This is a genomic window from Aeribacillus sp. FSL k6-2211 (assembly GCF_037966125.1).
GTDB classification, from domain to species: Bacteria; Bacillota; Bacilli; order Bacillales; family Aeribacillaceae; genus Aeribacillus; species Aeribacillus composti.
Genome location: NZ_CP150190.1, coordinates 2709543 through 2722624, shown reverse-complemented (window position 1 = coordinate 2722624; position 13082 = coordinate 2709543). Strand labels below are relative to the sequence as shown.

Genomic DNA, 13082 nt, shown 5'->3' with positions numbered 1-13082 from the left:
TTTTCTCTTCAATTCGTTAAGATGAATCCTAAGAAAAGAAAGGGGGGATATGGAATGATTGAAATTGAAAAGCTTAGCGAAAAACTGATTGAACTGGCGTGTTCATTTAGTGCCTCAGACATCCATATTGTTCCGAAAAAGAAAAAAGCAGTTATTCAATTTCGAATTGACGATGACATCAAAGAAATATTTCATCTGCCTAAAGCTATTTGTGAACGCTTAATTTCTCATTTTAAATTTATGGCCCAAATGGATATTGGCGAAAAAAGGCGTCCGCAAAACGGTGCTTACTCCTTCCATACGATTTACGGAGAGGTGCATCTTCGTTTATCGACATTGCCTACAGTATTCGATGAAAGTCTAGTCATCCGAATATTGCTAGAGCAATCGATTCAATCGCCTGAAAAACTTTCATTGTTCCCGTCAGAATCCAAAAAAATGCTTTCATTTTTAAAGCATTCTCACGGTCTCCTGATCCTTACCGGTCCGACCGGTTCGGGAAAAACGACCACTCTTTATTCGCTTCTCCATTATGCAAAAAAACATTTTAAAAGAAACATCATCACACTTGAAGATCCTGTGGAAACGAAAAGCGATGAAATGCTTCAAGTGCAGATCAATGAAAAAGCTGGAATTACGTATGCAAATGGGTTAAAAGCAATATTAAGACACGATCCCGATGTCATTATGGTCGGTGAAATTCGGGATCATGAGACAGCAAGGATTGCGGTCCGGGCTGGGCTTAGCGGACATTTAGTACTGACCACCATGCATACGCGGGATGCAAAGGGAGCTATTTATCGATTATTAGAATTTGGTGTAACCTTTTCCGAAATTGAGCAAACTTTGATCGCTGTTGCTGCGCAGCGTCTCGTTCATTTAATATGCCCGTTTTGCAAAGGGAATTGCCCGCCTTATTGCAAAAAATTAAAGGAAATTAGGAGAATTGGGGTCTATGAACTTCTTTACGGCAAAAATTTAACCGCCGCTATTCGGGAAGCAAAAGGAGAGGAGCAGAGTGAGTTAGATTATATGAAGTTAAAAGATGTAATTAAAAAAGGAATCGCTCTTGGGTATTTATATCCGGACATATATGATCGTTGGGTGTTTGAATATGAATAGGCATCGATGGAACAAAAAGATGCAGGCACAATTTTTGAAGAAAGTGAGTGAGCTGCTTTCAGAAGGATATGCATTAAATGAAGCTATTCGCTTTATGAGTTTTCATGTAAAAGAAAAATACCGACAAGATATTGAGACTTGTATACAGATGTTGACGAAAGGAAATTCACTATACACGGCTTTTGAGAAGCTTGGATTTCATCGAGATGTACTAAGCTATCTTTTCTTTGCTGAAAAGCATGGTGATATACATTTTGCTTTAAAAGAAAGCTCAGTAATGCTGGAAAAACAACTCCTCCATTTGGAAAAATTTATTCAAGTTCTCCGCTATCCGCTCTTTTTAATTGCTCTTCTTTTAATTATTTTATTTGTCATCCAAGCAGTTGTTACCCCGCAATTTTCGTATATGTATGAAGCAGTTGATTTGAACGCCTCCTTCTTTCTGACATTTGTCATGTTTACCATTAAAGGCATCAAAACGTTTTTTTTCATTTTGTTTAGTTTCTTATTGCTCCTTTTTTTCTACTATTGGGTCTCTTTCCGAAAAAAGCCTCCGCTTGAAAAACAGAAGCTGCTTATGAAAATTCCGATCGTGTCAAAAGGTTTGCGGTTATTTCACAGCTACTATTTTTCTTTGCAAATGAGCAATTTGTTGAAGGGAGGATTGTCCGTTTTTGAATGCTTTACTCTGTTTCAAGAACAACATTTTCTCCATTTTTATAGGGAAGAGGCCAATCTCTTTATCGAGAAATTAAAGAAAGGAGAATCGCTAGAGATAATATTTGCTGAAAGTCCATTTTTTGAACAGGAACTTTCCTCTGTTGTTCAACATGGACAAGCCGTCGGTCAATTGTCTAAAGAGTTGTATATGTACAGCCGGTTCGTATTGGAGCGGATGGAACAAAAAATAATGAGAATCATTAGTTATATTCAGCCGGTCGTTTTTCTGATGATCGGGGTCTTCGTATTGATCATTTATTTATCGATTTTGCTTCCAATGTACCAAATGATGGGTCAAGTATAGGAGGATGAAAATAGTGAAAAATGAACATGGATTTACATTGGTGGAAATGCTGGTTGTACTGTTAGTGATCTCGATTTTGCTTATTATAACGATTCCGAATGTTATGGCTCATAATAAAAATATTCAAAATAAAGGGTGCGAAGGTTTAATTGATATGGTGCAGGGGCAAGTCGTCGCATATGAAATGGAGTTTCATCAAACACCAACAATTAATGATTTAATCACTAAAGGGTACTTGCCGAATAATTCTGGAAAATGTCCAAATGGTGATGAGATTGAAATTGATGCAAATGGAAACGTCATTAAGAGCAACTAGGCAAAGTGGTTTTACTGTTCTGGAGATGCTTCTTGTTCTTTCGATCTTTTTATTGATCAGCTCTTTTATATGGATTGGAGCAACAAATATTTACAGAGAAAAAGTCATCGATCAATTTTTCGTTCAACTGGAAAAAGATTTGCTATATGTACAACAGCACGCATTCGTTAATAAAGAAAAAATTTATTTGTTTTGGTATCCTGACAAACATTACTACGAAGCTGAACGATCCGGCTTTAAAGGGGAACTGTTTGAAAGAGCATACGATCAAAACATAAAAGTCGAATCAGGAAACATAAAATTTCCAATCGAGTACTCTCCTTCCGGCTATTTTTATCAAGCTGGAACAATCTTCATTTCGTATGATAAAAAAACGTACAAAATCATTTTTAATTTAGGGAGAGGAAGGTTCCGTGTGGAAAAATTATAGCGGATATACGATCACAGAAATATTAATAGCATTTTCCATATGGTGTTTGCTTTCGCTGACGCTGGTCCCTGTGTCAACAGCCTTATTGAAACAGCAAAAAGAAGCAGCAGCATCTGTGCTGGCTTATCAACTGCTCAAAGAAGAACTTGAACGTTTTGTATTTGAAAAGAAAAAAACAAATGGCCAAGTTGAGCGGCAAGGGATGATGTTCGAACTGGTGTGGGGAAAGGAGGGGCAATTTGCTGAATTATGTGTTCTTTCGGATGAAAATGCAGAACAAAAGGTTTGCGGCTACATTTATGAACAATAAAGGATATACGGCAGCAAACATGCTGATAGCCTTTCTAGCGACAACCATTATCATCTCTTCCTTTGCACCCATGCTCTCATTTTTTCTCAAATTGAATACGAGACAGCAAGATTTACATCCAAGCGAGTGGAATTTATTTCTAATTGAGCTTCATCGTGAAATCAAAACATCTCAACAAATAATGGTGAAGCAAAATGTTTTACAATATAAAAATCAAAAAGGAGAAGTAGTCACACTCAGCCAATATAATGATTTGCTGCGCTATCAGGTTGACGGAAAAGGACATGTTATTGTGCTGCGCGGTGTTCAAGCCTCTCATTTTATTCCAATAACACATGGTGTGAAAATTGAAATCACAAGCTTAGAAGGTAAGCGGTTTGAAGGAACCATTCGCGATGTGAAAGGAGTGATTCCTGATTGAAAAATGAAGATGGTCATATTTTTCCAATGACGATCGGCATATTTCTGCTTTGCATAATGATTCTTACCGCATATGCTTCCTCATATATTCAAGAGCAAAGATTTCGGCATGATGCGAAAGAGTTTTATTTGCAGGAAACGTTAATGCTTGCCGGTGTTCAATATTCGCTGAAAAAAGCTGACTATTCTGATACCCAGGAAATACTTGAACTCCCAAATGGAACCATTTCGTATAAACGAACGAAAAAAGAAAAAGGAATCGTCAATATTTCCATTACATGCAAGACGATAAAAGGAACCGAGTATACGGCAAACTTTCATTATGATTTGAACAATCAACAGATTATGAGCTGGAATGAATATTCATAGCTTTCATCGTTCAGCGCCTTATCAAAGCTTCAACCAATCGTTTATTTGCCAGAATGTCTGTTTAAATGAACAGAGTTTAGGAAATAATATAAAAAAATTTTATTTCGAGGTGCCCACTTATGTCTGGTAATGATTATGTGAAATATGTAACCGAACAGTTTGTAAAGTTTATCGACACCCCAAAAGAAGCAAGGAAACAAAGGCGTGAGGAACGGAAAAAAGATCGTCTTCCATTATCAATGAGATGGTTTGGATTTTTGCCGATGGCGTTTTTAATTTTGATCAAGAAAAAGAAATAAAGGAAAAGGAGCCGTTTACCAGCTCCTTTTTTATTGAAAAGTGATGAGATCATTCAATTTCGAGCGTATTTTCTGCGTCTTGATTTTATTTTAATGAATTATAGAATCCGATGATAAATAAAAAATTCCTCCATTGTGGACTTCTATTTCAATGCGCGGTTCATACAGCTCTTGAATCGCCTTCTTTTCTGTCCAATAAACAGAAGGTTTTTCATCTAGATCTTCATAAAAATGCTCCAACAATGCTAAATCGGCATTCATTCGTTCTCTCGCTTCTTCCGCCCACCGATGGTCATCTTCTTCAATTTTTTTTATCACGTAATGCTTCAATCGAGTTAATCCGCTTTTTGGTGTAATTAATGGCGTAATGGTAAAACAAAAATCAGGAATTTTCGGTGTCAAATGAATTTTTTCTAGCTGCTCCTGAAAATTTTCAACAATCCTTCCGTTGATTAAATGCAGTCCTAATGAATAAGTTTGATCCTTCTTTTTGTCACAAATATACGAAATCGTTACATTCATCCCAATCCAAGGGTGCAGCGGCACGTTTGCTTTGGAAGCTGCTGTCTGTTCATATAACCGAATATAAGAAGACATTTTCTTCGTTGCCGCAAAAATTTGGTGCAGTCTCGGCGATCCGAAATGAATCCATTCACCTTTTACATCTTCCGGAGCCTCCTTTGAATCCGTGATGAAAGTAAGTTTCATCGGATTTGGAGTTCCGCCGGTTTTTTCTAAATAATGCCAGTAAAAAGGCCGGTTCATTAATTCTTTATCCATTTCAACAGTTAATTGAACGGTAAAATATCCGTTTTTTTCTTCAATAATTGGACAATTGGTCGCCTGAAAAAAGCGTTTTAAAAATGTGGAAATTTGAGCCTGCTGCATCATTCCGCCTCCTATTTAAAAATTTTGCAAGCAGCTATGAAAATAAAGAAATCAGTTATTCTCGGCCTGTTGTAATTGTTCACCAAAGTTAAGAATAGCCGCTAAATTTTCCATTTTAATTTTCATTTCTCCTTCCGAACTCGACTGAATCATAATATCTTCTATATGTTCATGAATATTGCGGAGGTCAAGTTTTGCTAAAATACTGTCCAATTCCCCAATAACACGTTCAAACAGATTTATTTTTTCATATAATAGCTTTAAGATATGCTCCTCTACTGTATTTTTTGTCGCCATGTTATAAATGAACACATCCCGTTCTTGTCCGAGACGGTGGATGCGCCCGATTCGCTGCTCCAAACGCATCGGGTTCCAAGGCAGATCATAATTAATAATATGATTGCAAAACTGCAAATTTATCCCTTCCCCTCCTGCCTCTGTCGCGATCAGTACTTGCGCTCTATTTTTAAATAAATCCTTCATCCAATCCTTTTTGCCGCGTTTAAATCCGCCGCGGAACGGAACAGATGTTATGCCGTGCTGTTTTAAAAACCATTGTAAATATAATTGTGTTGCCCGGTATTCGGTAAAAATAATCACTTTATCGTTAATGTTTTGAATGAGTTCGACCGTTTTTTCTGCTTTCGAATTTTTTGTTACTTGATCGATATAGCCCATTAGATTGCGAATGATCTTTTCAGGCAATTGTGGAGCTTCATCCTTTTTATCAAGCATTTTTTTTAATGTTATGTACACTGCTTCTCTGCTCGAACATGCTTCACGCTGAAGCGTTAAAATGGAGAAACTGCTTGTCGGAATAGAGAATGACGACCGAATTTGGCTGATGGCATCATATAAAGCCTGTTCAGCTTTCGAAAATTGAATCCAAATCGTTTCCACATGTCTTTTTGACCATTCAATTCCTGTATCAATGCGGCGGTTTCGTATCATAACTTTATTGACAAGTTCTCGTAAATGCTCATCGTCACGAATATTCCGTCCTTTTTTCTTAAACATATCGTGAAAGAGCTGTTCATTGCCGAGATGTCCAGGTTTTAAAAGAGAAACAAGGTTGAAAATTTCTTCAATGCGATTTTGAATAGGCGTTGCCGTCAATAATAAACAAAATTTTTTCTTTAAATTTTGAACAAACTCATAGTTTTTTGTTTTGTTATTTTTTAATTTATGCGCTTCATCAATGATGACCATGTCATAATCCAATCCGTGAATAATTTCTTTATGGGGGCTTCTTTTTGCTGTATCAAGGGAAGATACGACAACATCGCATTGCTCCCAAACATAGCTTTTCTTTTGCTCAACGGCAGGAATGTAAAATTTTTCATTTAATTCCCTCACCCATTGGGAGACGAGTGAAGCTGGAACTAAGATGAGCACTTTTTTGACAAGTCCGCGAATCATATATTCTTTTAATATTAATCCGGCTTCAATTGTTTTGCCGAGACCGACTTCATCAGCTAATATTGCTTTTCCGTTTAATTTTTCTACTACTGTTTGTGCGACCTCCAATTGGTGGGGAAGAGGGGTTACATGATCAAGATGCAAAGGAGCTACTAAACCTTCAAATGATGGAATGGTCAAATAATTCGTAACTTCATAAGCTAATTTGTATAATTCCCAGTTTGCCCACGGACCGTCTTCCTTTAATCTTTGCAAAAATTCTTCTTCCCATGTTGTTTTATAGCGGATGTTTATATTCATTGCCCACACCCTATCCTTTATTTTTATATTCAAAGTGAAATGTTCATTTTTTTTATCGCTAATTCAAAAACCGTCCCGTTTTTTGATTATAAATTTTTATAAACACGAACAATTAACAATGATTTTTTAAAATTATTTGGGAAAGGTATTGCTGAAACCGTTTAAAGATGATACCATTAAAATACGTTTGAAGTCTTTTTCTTTTGTTTTCTACTCATCTTTTTCCTTTTTGTCGAATATGTCATTTGTTATTTTTTCACAATTTACAAGAAAATATGTGCGGATGAGAGCAAGGGGAGAGACCTCCTTTGTGAGGCGCCGAAGGAGCAAGCATATGTGAATCTCTCAGGCAAAAAGACTCTTGTTTGACGCAGCTCTGGAGAGTGTTTGCATATTGTGCAAACCACCAAAGGGGAAAGCCTTTATAAGGTAAACTTTCAGGTGAAAGGACAGAGACGGTGTAGCAAAATCTTGTCGATTGGAATAGACAAGACGATACTAGGCCGTTTTCTGTCCTTTTTTCTGCTTTTTAAGCTGAAAAATTTTGAGAGAAATTAGATGCAAAAAATAGATCAGGAGGGGAAATGATGAATGAATTAAAACGCACTCCTCTTTTTGAAGTGTATAAACAATATCGAGCAAAGACGATCAATTTTGGAGGATGGGAATTACCTGTGCAATTTACTTCCATTAAAGAGGAGCATTACGCTGTCCGCACCAATGCAGGTCTATTTGATGTTTCTCATATGGGAGAAATCATTGTAAAAGGGAAAGACAGTCTTCAGTTTTTGCAAAAGGTATTAACTAATGATGTTTCAAAGCTTCGGGATGGAAAGGCTCAATACACAATTATGTGTTATGAAGATGGAGGCTGTGTAGACGATTTAATCGTTTATCGGCTAAACGAGGAAAAATATCTTTTAGTAGTCAATGCAGCGAATATTCAAAAAGATTTTCAATGGCTCATGTCTCAAAAACACGGAGATGTTGAATTGCAAAATATTTCTGAAAGCTGTGCTCTCCTTGCATTGCAAGGCCAGAAAGCGGAAAAGGTGCTGCAAACTTTAACAGACGTACACTTATCTGAGTTGAAATTTTTTGAATTTATTGAAAGTGCTGAGATCGCAGGTAAAAAAGCGCTCATTGCCCGAACTGGTTATACCGGGGAAGACGGCTTTGAAATCTATTGCCAAAGTGAGGACGCCGTTTATTTATGGGAGAAGATTTTGCAAGCAGGAGATAAAGAAAAAGTTGTTCCATGCGGATTGGGCGCTCGTGATACTTTGCGGCTGGAAGCAGCTTTGCCGTTGTACGGTCAAGATCTTTCGGAAGACATTACTCCGATAGAAGCAGGAGTCGGATTTGCAGTGAAGCTTACGAAAAAAGAGAATTTTATCGGAAAAGATGTATTGCAAATACAAAAAGAACAAGGGGTATCGAGGCTGGCGGTCGGCTTGGAAATGATCGAAAAAGGCATTCCCCGTTTAGGCTATAAATTGTTTTCTGGAAATCAACAAATTGGAGTTGTTACATCAGGGACGCACTCTCCTACTTTGAATAAAAGCATCGGGATCGCTCTCGTCAAGAAAGAATTTTCGGAGATCGGGAATGAAATCGAGGTGGAAGTTCGGACAAAACGATTAAAAGCAAGAGTAGTACCAACTCCATTTTATAAACGACCAACAAAAAATGGAAAATAAAGAAAGGAGAAGCTTTTGATGAAGCATCGCTATTTACCGATGACAGAAACTGATCGAAAAGAGATGTTGGAGGCGATCGGAGTCGAATCGATCGATGACCTGTTTGCCGACATTCCAGAAAGTGTACGGTTTAAAGGAAAATACAACATAAAGGCTGCGAAACCGGAAACCGAGCTGTTTCGCGAGCTATCTCAACTTGCTGCCAAAAATAAAGATGTAAAAACAAACGTTTCCTTTTTAGGAGCTGGAGTGTATGACCATTATATTCCGGCAATTGTCGATCATGTCATTTCCCGATCAGAGTTTTATACGGCTTATACGCCATACCAGCCAGAAATTTCTCAAGGCGAGCTCCAAGCAATATTCGAATTTCAAACAATGATTTGTGAATTGACAGGAATGGATGTCGCCAACTCGTCGATGTACGACGGAGGGACAGCTTTAGCAGAAGCTGCATTATTAGCTGCAGGTCAAACAAAAAAGAAAAAGGTGCTCGTTTCGCAAACGGTGCATCCTGAAACGAGAGATGTGCTAAAAACTTATGCAAAAGGACAAAACGTTGAGGTAGTGGAAATCCCTTACCGAAACGGAGTGACCGATGTAGAGGCATTAAAAGAAATGATGAACGCCGAAGTAGCATCAGTCATTGTACAGCATCCAAATTTTTTCGGCCAACTTGAACCGCTTCACCAAATCGAAGAGATCTCCCATTCCGAGAAAAGCTTATTGATTGTTTCAAGCAATCCTCTTGCTTTAGGTGTGCTTTCACCGCCTGGTTCATTTGGTGCGGATATCGTAGTAGGCGATGTTCAACCGTTTGGAATTCCAATGTCTTTTGGCGGTCCAACTTGTGGATATTTCGCCGTAAAAAAAGAGCTGATGAGAAAAATTCCTGGGCGACTCGTCGGTCAAACAGTAGATGAAGAGGGGAAAAGAGGCTTTGTTCTCACTCTGCAGGCAAGGGAGCAGCATATCAGAAGGGATAAAGCTACATCAAACATTTGCTCCAACCAAGCGTTAAATGCTCTTGCCTCTTCTGTTGCCATGACTGCTCTTGGAAAAACAGGTGTAAAAGAAATGGCTTATCAAAATATCCAAAAAGCAAACTATGCGAAAAAGATGTTTGAGAAGAAAGGTTTTTCCATTCCGTTTCAAGGTCCAATGTTTAATGAGTTTGTCGTGAAGCTGTCCAAACCAGTTTCTTTGGCCAATAAAAAGCTGCTCGAAAAGGGAATCATCGGCGGCTACGACCTTGGCAGAACGTATCCGGAACTTGAAAAACATATGCTTGTAGCGGTAACAGAGCTTCGTTCGAAAGAAGAAATCGATTTATTTGTGAACGAGTTGGAGGGATGGCAATGAAGGATCAACCGTTAATTTTTGAAATATCAAAACCGGGACGGATCGGATACAGCTTGCCTGATTTAGACGTACCGGAGGAAAATATTGATCAGCTGATTCCTAGTGACTATTTGCGGACAGAAGATGCCGAGCTGCCGGAAGTATCAGAACTTGACATTATGCGCCATTATACTGCTTTGTCGAAGCGGAACCACGGTGTGGATTCCGGTTTTTATCCGCTTGGTTCCTGTACAATGAAATATAATCCGAAAATAAATGAAAATGTGGCAAGATTAACTGGCTTTTCTTATATTCATCCATTACAGGATGAAGCGACGGTTCAAGGAGCAATGGAATTAATGTATGATTTATCAGAACATTTAAAAGAAATTACAGGTATGGATGCTGTTACATTGCAGCCGTCTGCAGGGGCGCACGGAGAGTGGACGGGGCTCATGATGATTCGCGCCTACCATGAGGCAAATGGAGAAAAACATCGAACACAAGTGATTGTACCTGATTCAGCCCATGGAACAAATCCTGCTTCAGCGACCGTTGCCGGTTTTGAAACTGTCACGGTGCGATCTGATCAAAACGGACTTGTCGACTTAGACGACTTAAAGAGAGTGGTAGGAGAAAATACAGCTGCTCTTATGTTAACAAACCCAAATACGCTCGGTTTGTTTGAAGAGCATATTGTAGAGATGGCGGAGATTGTTCATTCAGTTGGAGGAAAATTGTATTATGACGGAGCGAATTTAAATGCAATTTTAGGCAAAGCGAGACCAGGGGATATGGGCTTTGATGTCGTTCATTTAAATCTTCATAAAACGTTTACAGGCCCCCACGGGGGAGGGGGTCCCGGTTCAGGACCTGTCGGTGTGAAAAAAGAGTTAATTCCTTTTTTGCCGAAGCCTGTGCTCGTCAAGGATGAAAATGGATTTCGTTTCGACGAAGACAGGCCGCAATCGATCGGACGAGTAAAATCATTTTATGGAAATTTTGGAATCAATGTGCGGGCATACACATACATCCGCTCCATGGGTCCGGACGGTTTAAAGGCGGTTTCTGAAAATGCGGTATTAAATGCGAATTATATGCTGAAAAAATTAGCGCCTTATTACGAAATGCCGTATGACCGCATTTGTAAACACGAATTTGTCTTATCTGCGAAACGGCAAAAGAAGCTCGGTGTCCGTGCGCTTGATATTGCAAAAAGGCTTCTCGATTTCGGGTATCATCCGCCGACAATTTATTTTCCGCTCAATGTTGAAGAATGCATGATGATTGAACCGACTGAAACGGAATCGAAGGAAACATTGGATGCCTTTATCGAAGCGATGATTCAAATTGCTAAAGAAGCGGAGGAAGAACCGGAAATCGTTCAAGAAGCTCCTCATACAACAGTCGTCAAAAGGCTCGATGAAACACTCGCAGCAAGAAATCCGATATTAAAATATGAAAAAAAGTAAGGATTCGCGTTTTGCGAATCCTTATCTTTTATACTTGATTTTATTTCCCCTTTTTAATTTTTCCAGTCCACTTTTTAAAGCCGCCCTTTAAATAATAGAGCTCCTGATAGCCTTTTTTCTTCAGCATTTGTGCGGCTCGCCCGCTTCTTGCACTTGACTGGCAATATAAATAAACCGGTTTGTCTGGGCGGATTTCTTTATAGCGCTGTCTCAATTGGGAAAGGGGAATATTTCTTGCTCCTAAAATGTGGCCACCTTCAAATTCATTCGGCTCCCGCACATCGATGAGCTGCGCTTTCCGATAGCCGGCTTTAAATTCTTCCTCCGTTAATCCTTTCATAATCTTTTTTTGATATAAAAATGTGGCCAAAAAATAAATGATAATAGCTGCAAGAATGAGCAATGACCATTCCACGCTTGTTCGACTCCTTTTTCTTTGTTTGAATTTATTTGTTTGAAGTTCATGTGAACATACATACGATTGTTGGACAACATTTATTATATAAAACAAGAATGGAAATGTCATTTCTTTTCGGGCGTTTTATTTAACAATATCCTCTTCATTTGATAGACTAAAAAAGCAAATATAAAATAAAGAGGGTTGCGATATGGGAAAAGAAATATGGAATTATATTGATTCTGGCTTTTCATCCCCTTTTTACAATATGGCTCTTGATGAAGCTTTATTGGACTGGCACAGTGAAGGAAAAATCGCTCCGACGATTCGTTTTTACGGATGGAATCCGCCGACATTATCCATCGGCTATTTTCAAAAGGTTGAAAAAGAAATTGATATGGATGCTGTAAGACGGCACCGCCTTGGCTTTGTACGAAGACCAACAGGCGGAAGGGGCGTGCTGCATGACAAGGAGCTTACATATAGCGTCATCGTATCCGAAGATCATCCGCGAATGCCCAAAACCGTGACAGAGGCTTATCGTGTAATTTCGGAAGGAATTTTGCATGGATTTCGCTTGTTAGGCTTAGACGCTCATTTTGCAATTCCAAGAACGGATGAAGAAAAACAGCATTTGAAAAATCCGCGGTCATCTGTATGCTTTGATGCACCGTCTTGGTATGAGCTGGTAGTTGAAGGAAGAAAAGTTGCCGGGAGTGCCCAAACTCGCCAGAAAGGCGTTATCCTGCAGCACGGCTCGATATTGCTAGATTTAGATGAAAAGCTGCTGTTCGACTTGTTTAAATATCCTAATGAGCGAGTCAGGGAAAGATTAGAGAAAAACTTTAAAAATAAAGCGGTGGCGATCAACGACCTTAGAGAAACTCCCGTCACAATGGAAGAGGCATGGAGCGCCTTTAAAAAAGGGTTTGAATACGGGCTTGATATTGAGCTGAGACCGTACCAATTGTCTAGCGAACAAGAAGAGTATGTGAAAAAACTGGCTAAAGAGAAATATGAAACAGAAGAATGGAATTTTAGAAGATAAAGCGGCGAACATGCCGTTTTTTGTATGATCAAAATGAAATGGATCGTTGCTTGTAAATTAAGGTGCCGATGTGTTTTCAAAAACTGCAACTGACAAATTTCTTCAAATACCGCCGGAATGATTCTAAGATCATTGATTTTCTTTTCCTTGCTTCTTTTTTTGGTTAGTTTTACATTTGACATTTTCATAATATAGCGTATATCATACAATATATAGAGCAAACAAAT

Annotated in this window: 15 protein-coding genes and 1 riboswitch; of the genes, 12 read left to right on the top strand and 3 right to left on the bottom strand. The window is 38.6% G+C overall.

Annotated features, from left to right (window positions below; genetic code table 11):
- Positions 1 to 54: 54 nt before the first annotated feature.
- The 8 genes from comGA to NSU19_RS13095 all read left to right on the top strand — a co-directional run bounded on the left by comGA (position 55) and on the right by NSU19_RS13095 (position 4290).
- The gene (comGA, locus tag NSU19_RS13130) at positions 55 to 1122 is read left to right on the top strand and encodes a competence type IV pilus ATPase ComGA (RefSeq protein WP_066247583.1); all 1068 of its coding nucleotides are present in this window, start codon (positions 55 to 57) and stop codon (positions 1120 to 1122) included.
- Positions 1115 to 2146: a competence type IV pilus assembly protein ComGB gene (gene comGB / locus NSU19_RS13125; protein ID WP_066247584.1), complete on the top strand. Its 1032-nt coding sequence runs from the start codon at positions 1115 to 1117 to the stop codon at positions 2144 to 2146. Before comGA ends, comGB begins: the two co-directional genes overlap by 8 nt.
- A gap of 4 nt (positions 2147 to 2150) precedes the next feature.
- A complete protein-coding gene (gene comGC / locus NSU19_RS13120) occupies positions 2151 to 2462 on the top strand; it encodes a competence type IV pilus major pilin ComGC (RefSeq protein WP_063388095.1) in 312 nt (103 codons plus the stop codon).
- Positions 2431 to 2892 carry a competence type IV pilus minor pilin ComGD gene (gene comGD, locus NSU19_RS13115; RefSeq protein WP_063388096.1) on the top strand — a complete coding sequence of 154 codons (462 nt, stop codon included), beginning with the start codon at positions 2431 to 2433 and terminating at the stop codon, positions 2890 to 2892. Before comGC ends, comGD begins: the two co-directional genes overlap by 32 nt.
- Positions 2876 to 3202 (top strand): hypothetical protein, encoded by a 327-nt coding sequence (locus NSU19_RS13110; RefSeq protein WP_063388097.1) that lies wholly within the window; start codon positions 2876 to 2878, stop codon positions 3200 to 3202. The genes comGD and NSU19_RS13110 overlap by 17 nt, the downstream gene beginning before the upstream one ends.
- Positions 3132 to 3623 (top strand): competence type IV pilus minor pilin ComGF, encoded by a 492-nt coding sequence (gene comGF, locus NSU19_RS13105; protein WP_130156367.1) that lies wholly within the window; start codon positions 3132 to 3134, stop codon positions 3621 to 3623. The genes NSU19_RS13110 and comGF overlap by 71 nt, the downstream gene beginning before the upstream one ends.
- On the top strand, positions 3620 to 3991 hold the full coding sequence (gene comGG, locus NSU19_RS13100) for a competence type IV pilus minor pilin ComGG (protein WP_063388099.1): 372 nt from the start codon (positions 3620 to 3622) through the stop codon (positions 3989 to 3991). The genes comGF and comGG overlap by 4 nt, the downstream gene beginning before the upstream one ends.
- Before the next feature lie 119 nt (positions 3992 to 4110).
- Positions 4111 to 4290, top strand: a complete 180-nt coding sequence (locus NSU19_RS13095; protein WP_063388100.1) for a YqzE family protein — start codon at positions 4111 to 4113, stop codon at positions 4288 to 4290.
- 90 nt (positions 4291 to 4380) lie between these two features.
- On the opposite strand, the gene NSU19_RS13090 is transcribed toward NSU19_RS13095, so the two are convergent.
- Complete coding sequence (locus tag NSU19_RS13090; protein ID WP_063388101.1) at positions 4381 to 5178, bottom strand: YqhG family protein; 798 nt, start codon at positions 5176 to 5178, stop codon at positions 4381 to 4383.
- 51 nt (positions 5179 to 5229) lie between these two features.
- Complete coding sequence (locus NSU19_RS13085; protein WP_311066316.1) at positions 5230 to 6897, bottom strand: SNF2-related protein; 1668 nt, start codon at positions 6895 to 6897, stop codon at positions 5230 to 5232.
- 283 nt (positions 6898 to 7180) lie between these two features.
- Positions 7181 to 7268: riboswitch (glycine riboswitch) on the top strand.
- Positions 7269 to 7481: 213 nt separating this feature from the next.
- Between NSU19_RS13085 and gcvT the strand changes: the two genes are divergently transcribed.
- Genes gcvT through gcvPB form a run of 3 tightly spaced genes read left to right on the top strand, consistent with a single transcriptional unit; the run spans position 7482 to position 11410 of the window.
- Positions 7482 to 8597 (top strand): glycine cleavage system aminomethyltransferase GcvT, encoded by a 1116-nt coding sequence (gcvT, locus tag NSU19_RS13080; protein ID WP_339196832.1) that lies wholly within the window; start codon positions 7482 to 7484, stop codon positions 8595 to 8597.
- 18 nt (positions 8598 to 8615) lie between these two features.
- Positions 8616 to 9959, top strand: a complete 1344-nt coding sequence (gcvPA, locus tag NSU19_RS13075) for an aminomethyl-transferring glycine dehydrogenase subunit GcvPA (protein ID WP_327848016.1) — start codon at positions 8616 to 8618, stop codon at positions 9957 to 9959.
- Positions 9950 to 11410 (top strand): aminomethyl-transferring glycine dehydrogenase subunit GcvPB, encoded by a 1461-nt coding sequence (gene gcvPB, locus NSU19_RS13070; RefSeq protein WP_130156377.1) that lies wholly within the window; start codon positions 9950 to 9952, stop codon positions 11408 to 11410. The genes gcvPA and gcvPB overlap by 10 nt, the downstream gene beginning before the upstream one ends.
- Before the next feature lie 40 nt (positions 11411 to 11450).
- Here gcvPB and NSU19_RS13065 read toward each other — a convergent pair whose 3' ends face one another.
- The gene (locus NSU19_RS13065; RefSeq protein ID WP_063388106.1) at positions 11451 to 11825 is read right to left on the bottom strand and encodes a rhodanese-like domain-containing protein; all 375 of its coding nucleotides are present in this window, start codon (positions 11823 to 11825) and stop codon (positions 11451 to 11453) included.
- A gap of 193 nt (positions 11826 to 12018) precedes the next feature.
- On the opposite strand from NSU19_RS13065, the gene NSU19_RS13060 reads away from it, so the two are divergent.
- On the top strand, positions 12019 to 12855 hold the full coding sequence (locus NSU19_RS13060) for a biotin/lipoate A/B protein ligase family protein (protein WP_339196827.1): 837 nt from the start codon (positions 12019 to 12021) through the stop codon (positions 12853 to 12855).
- Positions 12856 to 13082 lie beyond the last annotated feature (227 nt).

Excerpts from the sequence above, each read along its gene's own strand:
- NSU19_RS13060 (WP_339196827.1), top strand. The coding sequence starts at position 12,019 with ATGGGAAAAGAAATATGGAATTATATTGATTCTGGCTTTTCATCCCCT.
- comGC (WP_063388095.1), top strand. The coding sequence starts at position 2,151 with ATGAAAATAGTGAAAAATGAACATGGATTTACATTGGTGGAAATGCTG.
- NSU19_RS13085 (WP_311066316.1), bottom strand. The coding sequence starts at position 6,897 with ATGAATATAAACATCCGCTATAAAACAACATGGGAAGAAGAATTTTTG.
- NSU19_RS13095 (WP_063388100.1), top strand. The coding sequence starts at position 4,111 with ATGTCTGGTAATGATTATGTGAAATATGTAACCGAACAGTTTGTAAAG.
- NSU19_RS13090 (WP_063388101.1), bottom strand. The coding sequence starts at position 5,178 with ATGCAGCAGGCTCAAATTTCCACATTTTTAAAACGCTTTTTTCAGGCG.
- gcvT (WP_339196832.1), top strand. The coding sequence starts at position 7,482 with ATGATGAATGAATTAAAACGCACTCCTCTTTTTGAAGTGTATAAACAA.
- comGA (WP_066247583.1), top strand. The coding sequence starts at position 55 with ATGATTGAAATTGAAAAGCTTAGCGAAAAACTGATTGAACTGGCGTGT.
- comGD (WP_063388096.1), top strand. The coding sequence starts at position 2,431 with ATGCAAATGGAAACGTCATTAAGAGCAACTAGGCAAAGTGGTTTTACT.
- gcvPB (WP_130156377.1), top strand. The coding sequence starts at position 9,950 with ATGGCAATGAAGGATCAACCGTTAATTTTTGAAATATCAAAACCGGGA.
- comGB (WP_066247584.1), top strand. The coding sequence starts at position 1,115 with ATGAATAGGCATCGATGGAACAAAAAGATGCAGGCACAATTTTTGAAG.
- gcvPA (WP_327848016.1), top strand. The coding sequence starts at position 8,616 with ATGAAGCATCGCTATTTACCGATGACAGAAACTGATCGAAAAGAGATG.